The following is an 18,405-nucleotide window of genomic DNA, read 5'->3' as shown; positions in this document are numbered from 1 at the left end:
GCCCGGCGTGCCGAGCCGCAAGTTCCGAGTTGATCGGACCGATCTTCGGTGCCGAGCCGCAGGTTGAACGTGGTCCGGCGTGCCGAACCGAAGCGAACACGTCCACCGGCCTCCGCATTGACACGAAGGTTGCGGCTCGGCGCCTCCCGCGACGTTCATCTTGCGGCTCGGCGTCTGCCGCGACGTTCATCTTGCGGTTCGGCGTCTGCCGCGACGTTGATCTTGCGGTTCGGCGGCCCCACAGTGACTAACTTGCGGTTCGGCGCCGGTCCTGAGCACCGGCGGACTCGCAACGTGCGGCTCGACACCGACCCGAGTCGACCCGACCCGACCCGAGCCGACCGACACGCCAACCCGGCATAGCCTGGAGCCGAACCCGACGGAAGGAAGCACCATGTCCCGTGTTCTGATCATCGGTGGCCACGGCAAGATCGCGCTCCGGCTCGCCCCTCTGCTCGTCGAGCGAGGTGACGTCGTCACGAGCGTCATCCGCAATCCGGACCACCAGGACGAGGTAGCGGCCACGGGGGCGATCCCGCTGATCGCCGACGTCGAGCACCTCGACACCGACGGGCTCGCCACGGTCGTGGAGGGCCAGGACGCGGTGGTCTGGTCGGCCGGCGCCGGAGGCGGGAGCCCGGAGCGGACCTACGCCGTCGACCGCGACGCCGCGATCCGCTCGATGGAGGCCGCGCGGACAGCGGGCGTGGCGCGCTACGTCATGGTGTCGTACCTCGGCGCCCAGCCCGACCACGGGGTGCCGGAGGACAACTCGTTCTTCGCCTACGCGGAGGCGAAGGCCGCTGCCGACGAGCACCTGCGTGCCTCGGCCCTCGACTACACGATCCTGCAGCCCGGACCGCTCACGATGGACGACCCGACCGGACTGATCGAGGTCGTCAACCCCGGCGACGGCCGGGTCTCGCGGGCCGACGTCGCGGCGGTGGCCGCCGCTGTCCTTGCCGACGACAGCACCGTGGGGCGCACCATCCCGTTCGGCAACGGCCGGACGCCGATCGCGCAGGCAGTCGCCGTCACGCAGGCCTGATCAGTCGGCCGGGCGGGAGCGCTCACTCCGACCGAGCGGCTGTCGGCGACGCGCGTCGCCTCCACGATGTTCCACCTACGATCGGCAGATGCCTCAGCTGATCGTCACCGCACTCGTCGCTCTCATGCTGACCGCCTGCCAGGGCGGCCCGAGCGCCGGGTCGGAGGCGGAGCATGGCGCAGACCAGGACGCGGCGTCGGTGGACGTCGCCGACGTGACGCTCCCGCCTGTCAGCGGGCAGCTCGACTGCCAGCTCGGCGCCGCCTACGAGCTCGCCGGCGGGCTCGACGTCGTGGTACGGGACGCGACCGCAGCCCCGGCCGCCGGGGCCTACAACATCTGCTACGTCAACGGGTTCCAGACCCAGCCGGGCGAGGCGGACCTCTGGCTCGGCGACAACGAGGACCTGCTGCTGCACGACGCGGCGGGGAACCTCGTCATCGACCCGGAGTGGCCGGACGAGTACGTGGCGGACCCGTCCACCCAGGCGAAGCGCGACCGCATCCTCGACGTGCTGGGTCCGGTCGTCACCGGGTGCGCGGGCGCGGGCTTCGACGCGGTCGAGATCGACAACCTCGACACCTGGACCCGGTTCACCGCCCCGGGCACCGGCCTGATCGAGCAGGACGACGCGCTGGCGCTCGCGAGCGCCTACATCGACCTCGCGCACGCGTCGGGTCTCGCCATCGGGCAGAAGAACGCGGCCGAGGTCACGTCGACGGCGCGGGGGCTCGGGTTCGACTTCGCGGTCACCGAGGAGTGCGCGGCCTACGGCGAGTGCGCCGCCTACACGGGGGTCTACGGGGAGCACGTGCTCCAGATCGAGTACACCGACAACCTGCCGGAGAGCTTCGACGTCGTCTGCGCGGACCCGGACCGCGCGCCGCTGACGATCCTGCGTGACCGGGACCTGGTGGGACCTGACGACGCGGAGCACGCCTACGAGCAGTGCGCGTAGCGTCGGTGGGGTGACCTCGCCGGGAGGCGCCAGGGCGGTGTGGGCCTCGTCGGTGCTTATCCTCGACGCATGACTTCCCCCCTCGCGCCGCCGTCGGACCCACGTGACACGGGCACGACCGGGCGAAGGGGCCTGCTCACCGAGCACATCGCGCGGCAGCTGGAGCAGCAGATCCGCACGGGCGAGTGGGCGGTGGGCACCAAGCTGCCCTCGGAGCGTGAGCTTGCCGTGCAGTTCGGCGCGAGCCGGAACGTGATCCGGGAGGTGCTGCGCCGGCTGGAGGCGACCGACCTCATCGAGGTGGCGCCGGGACGTGGATCGTTCGTGACCGAGCAGTCCTCCGCGCACGCCAGGGGGTACGACGCGCTCTACCGCACCGAGCGGCCGACCGTCCGGCAGCTCATCGAGGCGCGCATCCCGCTGGAGGTGGAGATCGCCGGTCTGGCCACGGAACGGGCCTCCGACGAACAGGTCGAGGCGATAGTCCGGGCGCTCGACCGGGTCGAGTCGGCGGGCGACGTGGTCGACAAGGCGCGTGAGGACCTCCGGTTCCACGACACCATCGCGGCCGCCTGCGGCAACCCGGTGCTGCGGACCATGCTGTCGTCGATCGGCGGCATGATGTTCGAGATGATGCTGCGCTCGAACTCGGACCCGCGGATCGGGGAGCCGGGGGTGCCGCACCACCCCGAGATCGTCGAGGCCATCCAGGCGCGCGACGTCGAGCTCGCCAGGGAGCGCATGCGCGAGCACCTCGCGCTCGGCCTGCGCACCTATGGCGCGGACCTCGACGTCGGCCTCGACCTGATGGCGTCCCGGCACATCGAGACCCTGCTGGAGCGGTAGCGCACCACTGGGCTGCCGAGGGATGACTTTGGACCCGCCCCCGCCACCGTGTTAGCGTCCAACTGGTCCTACCAGTTGGACCAGTTGCGAACCTGGCCACACACGGAGGTGTGACGTACGCATGACACTGCCCATCAGCCCTCGGCGCGCCGGCGAGCTGAGCCGACGGTCGTTCGGCGTGCTCGCCGCCGCGTCCGTGCTGGCGGCCTGCTCGCGCGGGCCGCAGACAGCCGACCCCGGCGCTCCGCTACGGGTCCTCGCGATCAACCACGTCTGGACCCAGGCGATCGGACGCTATCTCCCGGAGTTCGAGGAGCGGATCGGCCGCAGGGTCGTCATGCGGATGCTCACCGCCGACCAGCTCACGTCGAGCTTCAACGTCAAGCTCAACGCGTCGGCCACCGACATCGACGTCATGACGATCCGGCCGCTCCAGGACCAGCTGATGTTCGCCCGCAACGGGTGGATCGCCGACCTCACCGACCGGGTCGAGGGTGACACCGGCTTCCGCTGGACCGACTTCCAGGAGGCCCCGCGGGAGCGGTCGACCGTCGGCGGCGCGGCCGTCAGCGTGCCCGTGGTGACCGAGCGTCCGGCGCTCTACTACCGCAAGGACCTGCTCGAGGACTTCGGTGGCGCGCCACAGACCCTCGACGACATGCTCGACGTCGCCCTCGAGCTCGAGCGGCGCGACGAAGGCTTCTTCGGGTACGTCGGCCGGGGACAGCGCAACGGCGCCGTCTCGCAGTGGTCCAGCTTCCTCTACTCCTTCGGCGGCGACTTCACGCACGACGGCAGGTCGGGCATCGGCACCCCCGAGGCGATCGCCGCCTACCAGTACTACGGCCGTCTGCTGCACGAGGCGGGCCCGCCCGGGGTCACGAACATGAGCCTCGAGCAGGCCATGCCGATCTTCGCGCAGGGCAAGGCCGCGATGTACATCGACGCGGACGCGATCTACAGCAACTTCCTCGACGAGAAGATCTCCACCGTGACCGACACCGTGGGGTTCGCGCCGTTCCCGGCCGGCCCGGCCGGCTCCGTCCCGCACAACATCCCGTCCTGGAGCCTGGCCATCAACGAGTTCTCGCTGCTGCGCGACGACTCCTGGGAGTTCCTGCGCTGGGCCTCCAGCCCGCAGATGGTCGCCCGGCTGCAGTCCGAGGGCATCCCCGGCGCAAGGCAGTCCGTCTGGGACGACCCGGAGACGCTGGCGTCCTTCCCTGCGGAGCTCGCGGAGACCATGCGTGTCAACGCCGCCAACGGCATCGGGCACGACCGCCCCGACGTCATGCAGGTGGGCCGCGCCCGCGACATCGTCGGCCGCCCGCTCGTGTCGGGCATCCTCGGCGAGGACGTGCCGGCCGTCGCTGCCGACGCGGACGCCGAGTTCAACGACTTCCTCGTCCGTGACAACCGACAGCGGGAGTTCTGATGACGACGACGACCACCCCACGCGCCGCCGTCGGCGCCGCACCCAGAAGCCGTCCTCCGGCGGGCGAGAAGCCCCTGGTCACCTTCGAGCAGGCGAACCGCCGCCTCAAGTGGGCCCTGCTGGCCCCGGCTCTCGGGTTCGTCGGGCTGATGATCGTGTTCCCCCTGGCGTTCACCATCAACCTCAGCCTCACCGACGCGTTCGGCGCCGTGAACGCAGGCAACGCCTACGTGGGCCTGCAGAACTTCGCCGACGCGCTCACGGACACCCGCCGGTTCTGGCCCGCGGTGGGACGGACCGTCACCTTCACGCTCGGCGCCGTCGTCCTGGAGACGGTGCTCGGGCTGGCGCTCGCGATGCTCCTGCGCAAGGCGTTCCGGGGCATGGAGATCGTCCGCACCATCCTCATGGTCCCGCTGCTGGCTACGCCGGTCGCCATCGGCATCCTCTGGATGCTCATCCTCGACCCCACCAACGGCATCGCGAACCACCTGCTCGGGTTCGTCGGTATCCCGCCGCAGGAGTTCCTCGGGTCGGTCTCGCAGTCGCTGCCGACCCTGATGCTGATCGACGTCTGGCAGTGGACGCCGATGATGACGGTGCTGCTGCTGGCCGGCCTCACCACGCTCCCCGAGGAACCGGAGGAGGCGGCCCGGGTCGACGGCGCCAACGTGTGGCAGCGGTTCGTCCACATCATCCTGCCGATGCTGCGCACCACGATCCTCACCGCCCTGGTGCTCCGCGGCGTCGACGCGCTCAAGACGTTCGACCTGATCTACGCGACCAAGGGGCCGGGCGGCGGCTCGGACTTCGAGGCCGAGACACTGAACGTCTACGCCTACGGCCTCACCTTCGACTACCAGGAGTACGGCCTCGCCTCGGCCGTCCTGGTCCTGTTCACGCTGTTCATCGTCGCGATAGTGGTGGTGCTGCGGCGCCGGACCGAGAGGAGCGCCTCGTGAGCGCCGTGACCACCCCCGCCCCGAGCGGCACCCCAGCGCGTGTCCCGCAGCGCATCGTCGCCCGACGGAGGTCCGGCCCCCAGCGGGTGTTCGGCGCCCTGCGCGCCGTCCTGATCGTCATCGTGTGCGCGGTCATCTCACTGCCGATCATCTGGATGATCGCGGCCGCCCTCAAGACGAACGTCCAGGTCACCGACCCCACCGTGGGCCTAGCCTTCACTCCCACCTGGGACAACTTCCGCAACGTCCTCGCCGACGGCGTGCTCGTGCAGTCGCTGGCCAACTCGCTGATCATCGGCGTCGTCTCGACGGCGCTGAGCGTGGTCATCGCCGTGCCCGCCGCCTGGGCGGTCGGCCGGTTCCGGATGCGCCGCACCGGCTCCGTCGTGCTCGTGGCCCGTATCGTCCCGGCCATCTCGCTGCTGGTGCCCTGGTACTACATGTTCGCGCAGCTCGGCCTGGTCGGCAGCCACCTGGTGCTGATCCTGAGCCACATGTTCGTCTCCGTACCGCTGATCCTGTGGATCATGATCGGGTTCTTCGAGGGCCTGCCGGTCGAGCTCGAGGACGCCGCACGGACCGACGGGCTCTCCGCCTTCGGGGCGTTCCTGCGGATCGCCCTGCCGCTCGCGGCGCCGGGCACGGCGTCCGCCGCGGTGCTGGCGTTCATCTTCAGCTGGAACAACTTCATCTTCGCCCTGATCCTCGCGGACGAGCGGACCATGACCATGCCGGTGCTGCTGTTCAACTTCATGTCCTACGCGAGCACGGACTGGGGCGGGCTGATGGCAGCCGCGACCCTCATGACCGTGCCGGTGCTCCTCGCCGCCGTCTTCGGGCAGCGCTACCTCGTGGCGGGCCTCACCGCCGGCGCCACCAAGGGCTGACCCGGGTCTTCGCCCACCTCCTCCTTTCCCGCACCACCGACAGAAGGTCTCCGCATGAAGATCGTCGACGCGAAGGTCGTCGTCACCTCGCCCGGCCGTAACTTCGTCACGCTCCAGGTCACCACCGACGACGGTGTGACCGGGCTCGGCGACGCCACCCTCAACGGCCGCGAGCTCGCCGTCGTCAGCTACCTGCGGGACCACGTGGCCCCGCTGCTGATCGGGCGCGACCCGCACCGGATCGAGGACGCCTGGCAGTACCTGTACCGGGGCGCCTACTGGCGGCGCGGCCCGGTGACCATGGCGGCCATCGCGGCGGTCGACGTCGCCCTGTGGGACATCAAGGCGAAGGTCGCGGGCCTGCCGCTGTACCAGCTGCTCGGCGGCGCCAGCCGGGACCGGATCCGGGCCTACGGCCACGCCAACGGCTCCAGCCTGCCCGAGATCTTCGACTCCGTGCGGGCGCTGCAGGAGCGCGGCTACCAGGCCATCCGCATCCAGAGCGGGGTCCCGGGCCTCAAGTCGGTCTACGGCGTCCACACGACGACGTCGGTCGACGGGTCCGCGCCCGACGTGCTCGCCCGGCCCGTCGTGGAGGACTGGGACACCGCCGCCTACCTGCGGTACATCCCGCGGGTGTTCGAGGCGGTGCGCAACGAGTTCGGTCCGGACCTGCCGCTGCTCCACGACGCGCACCACCGGCTGTCCCCGATCGAGGCGGCCCGGCTCGGCAAGGACCTGGAGCCGTACGACCTGTTCTGGCTGGAGGACTGCACGCCCGCCGAGGACCAGGAGGCGCTGCGCCTGGTGCGACAGCACACGACGACGCCGCTGGCGATCGGTGAGGTGTTCAACACCGTGTTCGACTACCAGACACTGATCGACGACCGGCTCATCGACTACGTGCGGTCCGCCGTCACCCATTTCGGCGGCGTCAGCCCCATGAAGAAGCTGTTCGACTACGCGGGCCAGCGCGGTATCAAGAGCGCCATCCACGGGCCGGAGGACATCTCGCCGGTCGGTATGGCCGCGGCGCTGCACCTCGACCTGGCGGTCCACAACTTCGGCATCCAGGAGTACTCGGGGCACACCGACCTCACCAACGAGGTCTTCCGCCACGCATACACGTTCGACGACGGCTACCTGCACCCGGGCGAGGCGCCGGGCATCGGCGTCGAGCTGGACGACGAGCTCGCTGCCGCGCACCCGTACGAGCCGGGCTACCTGCCGGTCAACCGCCTCCAGGACGGCTCCGTCCACGACTGGTGACAACTGTCACCCATCCGGGATCGCTCCGGCGCCGAACCACGTGTGCAGACATGATCGGAGGTTTTCGTGGGGCAGACTGGGGCGGTGGCCTCACCACCCGTCCGAACCTCGTCGCGCGACGCTGTCGACGCACTCCTCACGGCGTGCGCGGGGGCCGACCCGTCGTCGTTCACGCCTGTCTACGACGCGCTGGGGCCGGTGGCTTACGGCGCTGCCCTCGGTGTGCTGCGCGACCCCGACCATGCGGCAGAAGTGACTCAGGAGGTGATGGTGGAGGTGTGGCAGACAGCAGCACGATTCGACGCGACGCGCGGTTCCGCCCGAACCTGGGTCGCGACGCTCGCGCGCCGGCGTGCGGTCGACCGCGTGCGCTCCGAACAGTCTCGTCGGGACCGTGACCAGCGGGACACCGACCTGCGCACGGGCGAGGCGACACGCGACGTCGTCGTCGAGGACGTCGAGCGGAGCCTCGAGGGCTCAGCCGTGCGGCGCTGCATCGAAGGGCTCACCCCGACCCAGCGTGAGTCGGTGGTCATCGCGTACTACGGCGGCCTGACCTACCGCGAGGTCGCCGAGCAGCTCGGCGCCGCGCTCCCGACCGTCAAGAGTAGGATCCGCGACGGGCTCAACCGGCTTCGCGAGTGCCTGGGGGTGCGTCATGGCTGACACCACGAACGACAGTGAACAGCGCGACGGGCGCGCCGACGTGTGGGACCTGCTGCCCGGGTACGCGCTGGACGCTCTCGACGACGCGGATCGACGCGCTGTCGACCACCTCCTCGAGTCCGACGCCGACGCGCGCAGGGCGGTCGACGAGTACCGCGACGTCGTCGCGGCGTTCGCCGTCGAGACCGCGCCCCCGGCCCACCTGCGCGCGAGCGTCCTTGACCGCGTGCAGCGCACGCCGCAGGTCGCCGCCCCGAGCGTCCCGGCTGCCGCACGGCCGGCAGCCGTCCCGACAACCGTGCCCGCGGCCGGCGACGACGGGTCAGGCACGGCGGCGCCCTCGGATCCCGGTCCGACGGCGGGCCACGCCGACGTCGTCGACCTCTCGGCCCGTCGTCGAGCGCGCCGCTGGGGTGTCGCGGCCACCGCGGTGGCGGCAGCAGCCGCTATCGCCGTCCCGACGACGATAGCCGTGCAGGTGTCGGCCGAGCGCGACCAGCTGCGTGAGCAGAGCGAGATCGTGTCCGAGATGCTCGTCGACCCCGACGCGTCCATCCTGCGCGGCTCGGTCGAGGGCGGTGGCGCGGCGTCGGTGCTGGTCGCCGACGGCGACATGCTCTTCCGCGCCGATGACCTGCCCGAGCCCGCCGACGGCAAGGCCTACCAGCTCTGGGTCGTGGCGGCAGACGGCAGCGTCTCCTCTGCCGGCGTCCTGTCGCTCCGGGACGGCGAGACGTCCTCGCTGGTCCAGGGCGTCGACGGCGTCGGCATGGCCGTGTCGGTCGAGCCGGAGTCCGGCTCGGAGCAGCCGACCACCGACCCGATAGTCGTCCTGGGCGCCTGACCTCGCCCACGCTCCGGCTGAACCTGACCTGAGGTACCGAATCCACTCTGAATTCACTCCGGATCGGTACCTCAGGTCAGGTTCGCGACCGGTCATCGTGCCCGGCAGGACCCATGACCAACGGCCCGTCCCGACCGGAGAGGTCGGGACGGGCCGTTGAGGTCCAGCGCCGGCTGATGACGCCGGGGTGCGGCACGGTCACATCTTGGGCATGAGGACCGAGTCGACGAGGTAGACGGTCGCGTTCTGGGTCATCACGCCACCACAGATGATGTTCGCGTCGTTCACCATGAGCTCGTCACCGCTGCCGGTGACCTCGAGGGTCTCGCCCTGGACCGTGGTCTGCTCGCCCATGACCTGGTCGGGGGTGAGCTGGCCGGGCACCACGTGGTAGGTGAGGATCTCGGTCAGCATGTCGGCGTCCGTGGACAGCGTCTCCATCGTCTCGGCGTCGATCGCCTTGAAGGCGTCGTCCACCGGGGCGAACACGGTGAACTCGTCACCGTTCAGCGTGTCGACGAGGTTGACGTCGGGGTTGACCTCGCCGCTCACGGCCGAGACCAGCGTCGTGAGCAGCGGGTTGTTGGACGCCGCGACCGCCACCGGGTCGGTGGACATTCCGGTGACCGAGCCGGGGCCGTCCGGCACCTGCTCGGCGTAGGCCGCGCAGCCGGGGCCGACCAGGTTCGCGGCCGGGTCCATAGCCATGTCCTCGGACATCTCATCCGACGGCTCCTCCTCGGGCGCCGGGGCTTCCTCGGTCGCCGCGGTCTCGCTCGCACCAGTCGGCTCGTCCCCCGAGCTGCAGGCAGCGAGGCCGAACACGGTCAGGGCGGCGATGCCGGCGGCTGCGTAGGACTTGCGGGTTCGAACGTTCATCGGTCTCTCCTCGGTATGTCGTCGCCCCGCGTCTTACGGGCCGTCTTGACCGTGGTTCGGAGCCGACCGCTGCCCGGATGGGGGTCGGACGGCACGAGTTTTCCGACCGCCCGGATCGCCTGCCGTACCCGCCACGGACGGCCGCCGTACCCATCCGAGACGGCCCGTGTGCCGAACTCTTCACATGGGAACCCTCATCGTCATCGGCCTCCTGGGAGGCCTCATCACCGGGATATCGCCGTGCATCCTGCCGATGCTGCCGGTGATCTTCTTCGCGGGCGGTGTGCAGGGCGCCCGGACGCCGGGCTCCGCAGGCTCGGGCACCGGTGGTACGGCGACCGCGGTGCGCACCCGGCGCTCGCTCCGCCCCTACATCGTCATCGTGGGGCTGGTTCTCAGCTTCAGCGTCTTCACGCTGCTCGGCTCCCTGCTGCTCACCCTCCTGGGCCTGCCACAGGACCTGCTGCGCTGGGCGGGCATCACGCTCCTCGTGCTGCTGGGCATCGGCATGATCGTGCCCCGGTTCGAGACCATCCTTGAACGGCCCTTCCAGCGCATCGCCGCCTTCGGGGCGAAGCGCGGCGCGGCGCGGCAGGACCGCGGCGCCTTCGTCCTCGGTCTTGGCCTCGGTGTGCTCTACGTGCCGTGCGCCGGACCTGTCCTCGCCGCGATCACGGTCGCGGGCGCCACGGGCAACATCGGTTCGGGGACGGTCGCGCTGACGGTGTCGTTCGCCGTCGGCGCCGCCCTGCCGCTCCTGCTGTTCGCCCTGGCCGGACGGCGCATCGCCGAGCGGGTCCAGGCCTTCCAGCGCCACACGAAGGCCATCCGCACCGGTGGCGGCGTGATCGTCATCCTGCTGGCCATCGCCCTCGCGTTCAACCTTCCCGCCGCGATCCAGCGGCAGCTCCCCGACTACACCGGTGCGCTCCAGGAGCGTGTCGACTCCTCGGAGGTGGTGCGCGAGGCGCTCGACCTCGGCGGCCTCGTCACCGACGAGAACCGTGAGCTGTCCAACTGCTCCAACGGTGCGCCCGTGCTCGAGGACTGTGGCACGGCGCCGGAGATCCGCGGCATCGAGACCTGGCTCAACACACCACAGGGTGAGGCGCTGACGCTCGAGGCGCTGCGCGGCGAGGTGGTCCTCGTCGACTTCTGGACCTACTCGTGCATCAACTGCCAGCGTGCGATCCCGCACGTCAACGCCTGGTACGACCGGTACGGCGACGTCGGCGAGGGGTTCGAGGTGATCGGCGTGCACACGCCTGAGTTCGCCTTCGAGCGCGAGACGCGCAACGTCATCGCCGGCGCCGAGAACCTCGACGTGACCTACCCGATCGCGCAGGACAACTCCTACGCCACGTGGACGGCGTACCGGAACCGGTACTGGCCCGCGCAGTACCTGATCGACGCCGAGGGCACCGTCCGGCACATCCGCCTGGGTGAGGGTGGCTACGAGGAGACCGAGAAGCTCATCCGGGAGCTCCTCACCGACGCCGACCCCGGGGTGGACCTGCCTGAACCGACCACCGTGCAGGACACGACGCCGAACGACGCGATCACGCCGGAGACGTACTTCTCCATCAAGCGCGTCATCAACTACGGGGGCGAACCGGAGTACGCGGCCGGCCGCAAGGATTTCGTCCTCGAGGACGAGCAGCAGCAGGACACGTTCTCGCTCGGCGGGACCTGGGAGATCGACTTCCAGGGCGCGCGGGCGCTGTCCGACGACGCACGGGTGCGCCTCGCGTACCAGTCGGCGGACGTCTTCGTGGTCCTCGGTGGTGAGGGGACCGTCGAAGCGACGGTGACCACCGACGGAGAGCCGACCACCAGGAGCATCGACGTCACGGGCAACCCGCGGCTCTACCCCCTCCTCGAGGGCGACGAACCGACCGAGGGACTCGTGGAGCTCGAGGTTCCAGAGGGCGTGCAGGTCTACACCATGACGTTCGGCTGACACCGAGGGACGGCGTCCGGTCAGGCCCGGCCGTCCACCTCGTCCACCCCGTCCACCTCGCCGGCCCTGTCGGGCCGGTCAGAGCTCGTCGAGCAGCAGCACGTCCGGCGGCACCAGGGTGCGGGTCCGCAGCAGCTCCGTGATGAGGTTGTGGTTGAGCGCGTTGCCAACGGGCTCACCCACCTCCTCGCGGGTCAGCCCGGCCACGCCCGCCCGCGAGAGCCGGCGCCGCACGCCGGAGATCAGGCGCTCCACGCGCTTGGCGCCCCACGACTCGTCGGTCTGCAGCGCGTTGAGATCGGTGGCCGTCTGCAGCCAGGTGCACGGCTGGGGGTGGACGTCGTGCAGCAGGTACTTCTGCGCGAGCGAGATGAGGGCCAGCCGCTCGTCGGCCCGGAGCTTCCACGGCTTGTCCCGCAGCGTCGCGGCGTCGGGTGCGGGGCGGGGCAGCTGTCCGTCCGCGCCCGCGACATACAGCTCGAGCAGGTGCCTGCGCCGTGCCGTGCCGTTCACGAAGACCGGCGTGTAGCCCTCTTCGACCGGGAACGGCTCGTCCTCGGGGAAGAGCGTCATCGACCGGGGAAGCTCCAGCGCTCGGTGGCCGGTGTTGGCGAGCCACCACTGGCCGTCCCGGAACGTGACGCTCCCCTGGTTGCGGCTGATCCGCAGGTCGTCCTCGCCGAGGCACACGTGGACGTCCGGCCGGTTGCGCCCGAACACGACCGAGCGCTGCTCGCGTGCCGTGAGCCGGATCCCACCCGACACGGACAACGCGTAGATCATGCCCGGCTCCGACGTCGGCACGCCGAAGGCCAGGCTCGCATGGTTGGCGGAGAGCGGTTCCGTGCCCTCCGTCTGTGGGACAACCGTCATGGCGACCTCCAAGAGTTCAGACCGCGAGCGTGGCACGCCACCTGGGGGACCCCTCCCGACGCCGTCCGGTCAGGACGCCGCAGGGAGCGCGGCGGCCACCGGCTCGGCGATGTCGACGAGGAGGTCGCAGAGCTCGTCGACCGACTCGTCGCCACCGGCCCTGAGCTCGAGCCGGACCAGCTCCGCGACGGTCGTACCGTCCCCATGGACGCTGAGCGCCTCCCGGTTGACGACGGAGACCAGGCACGACGTGCTGGACCACGAGTCACCCTCGTCGACCGTCTCGTGCCCGCTGAAGAGGAAGTGCTCGCCGTCGTCCGCTGTGAGCGGCTCCCGGTGCTGGAACAGCGCCCGTAGCTCCTTGCCGTCCTCCGCGTACCACCTGCAGTCCCACTCGGCGAACCCGACCAGGGGATGGGTCGCGTCGACGCCGGGCAGGCGCTCCAGCGGTTCCCCCGCCAGCAGGTCGCAGGCGCTCTGCGTGTAGAGCGAGCTCGGGTCGGGCGTGCGCTCGCGGCGGGGGATCTGGCCGTCGTTGAGCACTCCGGTGGCGTGGTTGAGGGTCGAGTCCGCGAGCGCGCACAGGTCGTCGACCTCGCCGCTCTGCAGCTCGGCGTCGAGCGAGAGGTTGTAGTCCCCGCCGGGCAGGAACAGCTCACGAGAGCACTCGTCGGGCAGCTCGCTCTCGTCGTTCACCACGGTGACCTTGCCGACCTGGCGGTTCGGCTCGGTGGGTTCCTCCGTGTTCTGCCAGATCTTGACGCTGACCTCGGCGACCCCGCCGTCGTCGTGCGTCACGTAGATGTCGCAGCGGTTGAGCTCGCCGTTGTCGGTGTCGAGCCGGGTCAGGCCGAAGGCGCCGAGCGCCTCCTCGTCGAGGAGCGCGCACGGGTCGGCGGTTGCTGGGTCGCCGATGATGCCGACCTTGCCGTCGTCCGCGCGCCGGGTGGTGGAGCCGTCGCCGTCCGTGCTCGCTCCGGCGACGGGCAGCTCGTCGCCCTGCGCCTGCCCGCGGTTCTGGGCGGACCAGGCGACCAGGGAGAGGACGACCACCAGCACGACGGCGACACCGGCCGTCGTGAGGACACGCCCCGGACGGCCGATCGACCGCAGGGATCCGAGCGACCTGGTCGGCTCGGGTCCGACGCCGGCCGCCGGGTCGCCGGCCAGGGCGGCCAGCTCCTGCCGCACCTGCTTCAGGCGCGGCCGGTCGGCCGGCTTCTTGGCCAGCATGCGCAGCACGACCGGCGCCATGCCACCTGCCCTCGTGGGCGGTCTGACCTCCTCGGAGACGGTCTTCCACAGCAGGGCGTGCGGGTTGTCGTCGCCGAACGGCGTGGTGCCCTCGAGCAGGTAGTAGAGGGTGGCACCGAGCGACCAGATGTCGGCGGCCTCGGTGAACCGCCCACCCTTGGCCACCTCGGGCGCCAGATAGCCCGGTGTACCGGTGAGCGCTCCGGTGGCCGTGACGGTCTCGTCGTCGTGCACCGGCCGGGAGATGCCGAAGTCGGCGATCTTCGCGAACCCGTCGTGGGTCACGAGCACGTTGGCCGGCTTGACGTCCCGGTGCAGGATCCGGTGCGCGTGCACCGCCTCGAGCCCGCCCGCGAGCTGGGCGCCGTAGCGGGCGGCCTCCTCGACCGGCACCCGCTCGGACCGGGAGAGCGGCTGGCCGGCAACGTACTCCATGACCACCCAGACGTCACCGCCGTCGTCGACCACGTCGTGCACGGCGACCACGTGGGGGTGGTTGATGCGCGCGAGATACTTGGCTTCGCGGCGGACCCGTTCGGCGCCGTCCTCGTCGCCGTCGTACCGCGTGCGCTTGACCGCCACCGGGCGGTCGTGCAGGTTCAGGTCGGCGGCGCGCCAGACCTCGCCGTGCCCGCCGGACCCCAGAGGTTCTTCCAAGCGGTAACGGCCGCCGACGATCTGCCCGGTGTGCACCTGTCGCTCTCTCCCTGTCGACGTCTTGCCCGTCAAAGCGTTGTGCTTGGACGACGCTAGTGCACCGTGATCGGGGAGGACAGGGGAAGCACATCCGGCGCGGGACCCCTCCCGGTCAGGATCTCCGGTATACCTGTCGCTGACATCTGTCCGGCAACGACGAGCGGAGCTGGTCCGTGAACGCAGGGGACGTCGTCGGGGAGCGTTACCGGCTGGAACGCCGGCTCGGTGCGGGCGGCCAGGGCGAGGTCTGGGAAGCCTCCGACCTCAACGTCTTCGAGCAACGGGTCGCCCTCAAACGGGCCCATGCGATCGACGTGGAGGGTGACCGGCGCCTGGAGGCAGAGGCGGAGAAGCTGGCCCGGATCAGGCACCCGAACGTGGTGCGGGTGCACGACGTCGTGCGCGACGGCGACTCCCGCTGGATCGTCATGGAGCTGCTCTCCGGGACCGCCCTGGCCGACTGCGGCAGGGTGTCCGCCCTGGACGCGGCGCGGTACGGCGCGCAGCTGGCCGACGGGCTCGCGGCGGCGCACGCCGAGGGGATCCTGCACCGCGACGTCAAGCCCTCCAACGTGCTGATCACCGAGGACGGGGTCGCCAAGCTCGTCGACTTCGGCCTTGCCCGCAGCAAGCACAGTGCCACCACCCTGACGAGCGCGGACGCGATAGCGGGCACGCCGGGCTTCGTCGCACCGGAGGCGCTGGACCCGGGCCGGCCCTATACGGCAGCCAGCGAGGTCTTCGCGCTCGGCGCCACGCTGTTCCACGCCACCGAGGGCACCACGCCGTGGGGCGCGGGCAGCGTCACGGAGCTCATCGTGCGGACCAGTACCGAGGAGGTGCGGTCGTCCAGGCGGGCCGGGGACATGACCGCCGTGCTCGCCCGGATGCTGAGCAGGAACCCGAAGGATCGGCCGGGGCTGACCGCCGCGCGGGACGAGCTGCGCCTGATCGCCGACGGGCACGGCCCGAGCCCCGCGCCGGCGTCCCAGCACCGGCTCCGCATCCTGGTCGCCGGGGCGATCGCGCTGGTGCTGGTCGTCGCGGGGGTCGTGACCGCACCTCTCCTCGCCGACGGGCAGCCCGACGCCGCGTCGTCGCCCAGCACGTCACCGTCGGAGGCCGGGTCCCGGACCAGAGCGCCGAAGCCGTCCCCGAAGCCGTCCGCTGAGGACGCCTCGGAAGCGAAGGCGACCCCCGCTCCCGAGCCGCGGGCAACCGAGCAGGAGCCGGCCGAGAAGACGGAGCCGGCCCCGGAGGCGGAGGCGCGGGCCGCGCTGACCCAGCGGGCGTTCGCGGGCGGGGAGAAGTCCGCGGATCCCTGTGGGCTGCTCGGTACGCGGGCGCTCGGTGCGTTCGGCGGCACCCGCCTCGACACCGACAACGACGTCTTCAACCAGTGCGAGGCGGTCGTCACGGGCAGCGGCACGGAGTCGGCGGTCAAGCTCACCCTCTACCGCGGCGTCGAGGACCTCTCGGGCGACCAGGGCACGCTGAACGGCCTTCCTGTCTACCGGGACGACCACGAGCTGCCGGAGTCGTGCGACAGGGACCTCGTCGTCGACGACTACCGGGTGGCGATCGACGCCATGCAGCGGGACGGCGAGTCCGACCTGTGCGGCATGGCGGAGACAGCCGCGCGGCGTGCCGCCGCACTGATCAGCGCCGAGAAGATCCCCAGCCGTGCCGCCGCACGGGCCGGCACGTTCCTCGGCCTCGACGCGTGCGCCCTGCCGGGGGCGGACGCGCTCCGCGCGGCGCTCAGCGTGGACGACCTGCCGTCCAGCAGGTCGGCGTACGGCGCGTGGGACTGCGTATGGGACGGTGACGACAGCCGCGAGGTGCGCCTCTTCTTCCAGCGTGAGGAGCCGCTCGGGTCCGACGAGGGCGAGCGCGTGACCTACTCCGGGCACCCGGTGTTCCTCCAGGGCGACCGCTGGGAGGAGGGTTGCCTGGCCAGCGTGGTCGGGAACCAGGGAAAGAGCCCGGACGGCGACGGCCAGGTCGCGGAGCTCGTCCGGGTACACGTCACGGGCGGCGAGTCCAGCACCGACGAGCTGTGCGAGGCCACGGAGGAGGTGGCGCGTTCCGTGGCGGCCGCGCTGCCCGCGCGCTGATCGACGGCGGCCCGGGGTTTCCACTTCGTCCCCGAGTGGGAGACAATGTCGCTCGTGGTCATCCGGAACGTCCGATTAGTCCCACAACTTCGTTCTGCTTCCGCCGCGGCTGTTCTCGCGGCGGCTGCCCTTGTCCTCGCGGGTTGCACCGTGCCGACCGCCGAGGGCGTCGACGGCAAGACGGGTGAGAAGTTCCAGGTCCGTGAACCGTCCGGGCCGGCGCTGGTGCTCGACTCGACCGACCCCGCTGAGCTCGCCCTCACGGCGAGCCAGGCGTTCTTCCATGCCTCCCCGGTCGTCGTGCTCGCCTCGGCCGACGACGACGACGCGCGCTCGACGGCCGCGGCCACAGGAGCCGCCGTCACCGCTCCCGTGCTGCTCACCGATGGTGGCGTCTCGGACGTCAACATCGTCGCAGAGCTCGGCCGCCTCGGCGCGGGCAGCGTCGTCGTCATCGGCGACGACGAGACGGTCGCAGAGGCAGGGGCCGCTACGGGCGAGGCGGCCGTGGTCGGCTTCGACCCGGGCGCGCTGAGCGCGGCCGCGGAGGCAGCGGCCTCCACCGGCCGCGGCGGCGACAAGAAGCGCGGCGAGGTCAAGGTCGAGATGCCGGCCGCCGACCGCCTCGACGACGCCGACGTCGACGGGCTGCGCGCGGAGATCCCCGACGTCGCCGACCCGAGCCTGCTGCAGGAGGTCCTCGTCGCGGTGGACCCGAAGCTGGGGCAGGAGGCGGCGATCGGCACGGCCCTCGCCGCAGGCGCCGTCCCGGTCGAGGTGCCGGGCGGCAGCGTCGCCGCCAGCCCGGAGACCGTCGAGACGATCCGCACCCTCAAGCCGCTCGGCGTGGTGGGGATCGGCGACAGCTTCGGCTCGGCCGAAGCCCTTGGCTGGCAGGTGGGGGTGGCGACGTCTGGCGCGACCCTGCCGGACGGCTCGCTGCGGCTGTTCCCCGGCCGGTACGTGTCGACGTCGTACACGGTGCCTGCCGGCGTGGCCGACCCGGCCGCCGATGCCGCAGGGGCCGTCGACGCCGCCTCGATCAACGGTGAGGTGCTGGGCGGCACGCCGCTGGTCACGGTGACGGCGAGCCTGCGGTCCACGGCGGCAGGCGAGGACGGCGACCACGTCGCCGAGCAGCCGCTCGAGACGATCACGCCGGCGGTCGAGGCGATCCGCGAGGCCGGGCAGCTCGTGCTGCTCGACGTCGCTCCAGGCAACCAGCCGCTGGTCGCCCAGCTCGACGACCTCGAGCCGCTGCTCTCGCAGCCGGGCGTCGGCCTGTCGGTGCACCCGGAGTTCCGGATCGCCGGCAACGGCGCGGACTCGGGCGCCGTCCCCGTGGCGGAGCTGCAGGCGGTGGTCGACCGGCTCGCCGAGATCGCGACGAAGCGGGGCCTGCCCCAGGTCATGCTGGAGGTGCACCAGTCCACGTCGGCGTCCGTCGTCGACAGGGAAGCACTCCAGGTTCCGCCACAGGTGGCGGTGATCTTCACGGCGGCGGGCCCGGGTGCGGGCCAGGCCACGGCGGACGGCGTCTGGGCCGACGTCGCCGGCGACATCCCTGCGCACACGTTCCTTGGCTGGTCCGCTCCGAGCGAGGTTCCCGCCGACCCCACGAGCATCATGCCGACCGATCCGCTCCTCGGCCTGGTCTCCGCAGGCTGAACCTGCCAAACTGCGGACATCCATCGCGAGCGAAGGGGTCCTA

At 71.2% G+C, this 18,405-nt stretch carries 15 protein-coding genes; 12 read left to right on the top strand and 3 right to left on the bottom strand.

Features of this window, described 5'->3' with window-relative positions; all coding sequences use genetic code 11:
• The first annotated feature begins 394 nt into the window (after nucleotides 1-394).
• The 9 genes from APR04_RS24330 to APR04_RS24290 all read left to right on the top strand — a co-directional run bounded on the left by APR04_RS24330 (nucleotide 395) and on the right by APR04_RS24290 (nucleotide 8,915).
• Nucleotides 395-1,048, top strand: a complete 654-nt coding sequence (locus APR04_RS24330) for an NAD(P)H-binding protein (protein ID WP_253875431.1) — start codon at nucleotides 395-397, stop codon at nucleotides 1,046-1,048.
• 88 nt (nucleotides 1,049-1,136) lie between these two features.
• Nucleotides 1,137-2,006 (top strand): endo alpha-1,4 polygalactosaminidase, encoded by an 870-nt coding sequence (locus tag APR04_RS24325; protein WP_253875429.1) that lies wholly within the window; start codon nucleotides 1,137-1,139, stop codon nucleotides 2,004-2,006.
• Nucleotides 2,007-2,075: 69 nt separating this feature from the next.
• Nucleotides 2,076-2,852, top strand: coding sequence for a FadR/GntR family transcriptional regulator (locus APR04_RS24320; protein ID WP_253875426.1), 777 nt, complete (start codon nucleotides 2,076-2,078; stop codon nucleotides 2,850-2,852).
• Nucleotides 2,853-2,973: 121 nt separating this feature from the next.
• The gene (locus tag APR04_RS24315; protein WP_253875423.1) at nucleotides 2,974-4,287 is read left to right on the top strand and encodes an ABC transporter substrate-binding protein; all 1,314 of its coding nucleotides are present in this window, start codon (nucleotides 2,974-2,976) and stop codon (nucleotides 4,285-4,287) included.
• Complete coding sequence (locus APR04_RS24310) at nucleotides 4,287-5,249, top strand: carbohydrate ABC transporter permease (RefSeq protein ID WP_253875420.1); 963 nt, start codon at nucleotides 4,287-4,289, stop codon at nucleotides 5,247-5,249. Before APR04_RS24315 ends, APR04_RS24310 begins: the two co-directional genes overlap by 1 nt.
• A complete protein-coding gene (locus APR04_RS24305) occupies nucleotides 5,246-6,136 on the top strand; it encodes a carbohydrate ABC transporter permease (protein WP_253875418.1) in 891 nt (296 codons plus the stop codon). The genes APR04_RS24310 and APR04_RS24305 overlap by 4 nt, the downstream gene beginning before the upstream one ends.
• A 54-nt stretch (nucleotides 6,137-6,190) precedes the next feature.
• Nucleotides 6,191-7,405 (top strand): D-mannonate dehydratase ManD, encoded by a 1,215-nt coding sequence (gene manD / locus APR04_RS24300; RefSeq protein WP_253875415.1) that lies wholly within the window; start codon nucleotides 6,191-6,193, stop codon nucleotides 7,403-7,405.
• Nucleotides 7,406-7,489: 84 nt separating this feature from the next.
• Nucleotides 7,490-8,071, top strand: a complete 582-nt coding sequence (sigK, locus tag APR04_RS24295; RefSeq protein ID WP_253875412.1) for an ECF RNA polymerase sigma factor SigK — start codon at nucleotides 7,490-7,492, stop codon at nucleotides 8,069-8,071.
• Nucleotides 8,064-8,915: an anti-sigma factor domain-containing protein gene (locus APR04_RS24290; RefSeq protein ID WP_253875411.1), complete on the top strand. Its 852-nt coding sequence runs from the start codon at nucleotides 8,064-8,066 to the stop codon at nucleotides 8,913-8,915. The genes sigK and APR04_RS24290 overlap by 8 nt, the downstream gene beginning before the upstream one ends.
• A gap of 198 nt (nucleotides 8,916-9,113) precedes the next feature.
• Here APR04_RS24290 and APR04_RS24285 read toward each other — a convergent pair whose 3' ends face one another.
• Nucleotides 9,114-9,794 carry a fasciclin domain-containing protein gene (locus tag APR04_RS24285; protein ID WP_253875408.1) on the bottom strand — a complete coding sequence of 227 codons (681 nt, stop codon included), beginning with the start codon at nucleotides 9,792-9,794 and terminating at the stop codon, nucleotides 9,114-9,116.
• 184 nt (nucleotides 9,795-9,978) lie between these two features.
• On the opposite strand from APR04_RS24285, the gene APR04_RS24280 reads away from it, so the two are divergent.
• Nucleotides 9,979-11,754 (top strand): cytochrome c biogenesis protein CcdA, encoded by a 1,776-nt coding sequence (locus APR04_RS24280; protein WP_253875406.1) that lies wholly within the window; start codon nucleotides 9,979-9,981, stop codon nucleotides 11,752-11,754.
• Nucleotides 11,755-11,832: 78 nt separating this feature from the next.
• Here the strand turns inward: APR04_RS24280 and APR04_RS24275 are convergent, their stop codons facing one another.
• Both APR04_RS24275 and APR04_RS24270 read right to left on the bottom strand, forming a co-directional pair.
• Complete coding sequence (locus tag APR04_RS24275) at nucleotides 11,833-12,627, bottom strand: FHA domain-containing protein (RefSeq protein WP_253875404.1); 795 nt, start codon at nucleotides 12,625-12,627, stop codon at nucleotides 11,833-11,835.
• 69 nt (nucleotides 12,628-12,696) lie between these two features.
• Nucleotides 12,697-14,574, bottom strand: coding sequence for a serine/threonine-protein kinase (locus tag APR04_RS24270; protein ID WP_253875401.1), 1,878 nt, complete (start codon nucleotides 14,572-14,574; stop codon nucleotides 12,697-12,699).
• Nucleotides 14,575-14,750: 176 nt separating this feature from the next.
• Here APR04_RS24270 and APR04_RS24265 point away from each other — a divergent pair, with 176 nt between their 5' ends.
• The gene (locus APR04_RS24265) at nucleotides 14,751-16,694 is read left to right on the top strand and encodes a serine/threonine-protein kinase (protein WP_253875398.1); all 1,944 of its coding nucleotides are present in this window, start codon (nucleotides 14,751-14,753) and stop codon (nucleotides 16,692-16,694) included.
• Nucleotides 16,695-16,844: 150 nt separating this feature from the next.
• The gene (locus APR04_RS24260) at nucleotides 16,845-18,362 is read left to right on the top strand and encodes a hypothetical protein (RefSeq protein ID WP_253875396.1); all 1,518 of its coding nucleotides are present in this window, start codon (nucleotides 16,845-16,847) and stop codon (nucleotides 18,360-18,362) included.
• Nucleotides 18,363-18,405: the final 43 nt, after the last annotated feature.

The sequence above is a fragment of the Promicromonospora umidemergens genome (assembly GCF_024171995.1).
Classification (GTDB): domain Bacteria; phylum Actinomycetota; class Actinomycetes; order Actinomycetales; family Cellulomonadaceae; genus Promicromonospora; species Promicromonospora umidemergens.
Note: the sequence above shows the minus strand (reverse complement) of the source record. Positions and strands in the feature narration are given on the sequence as shown.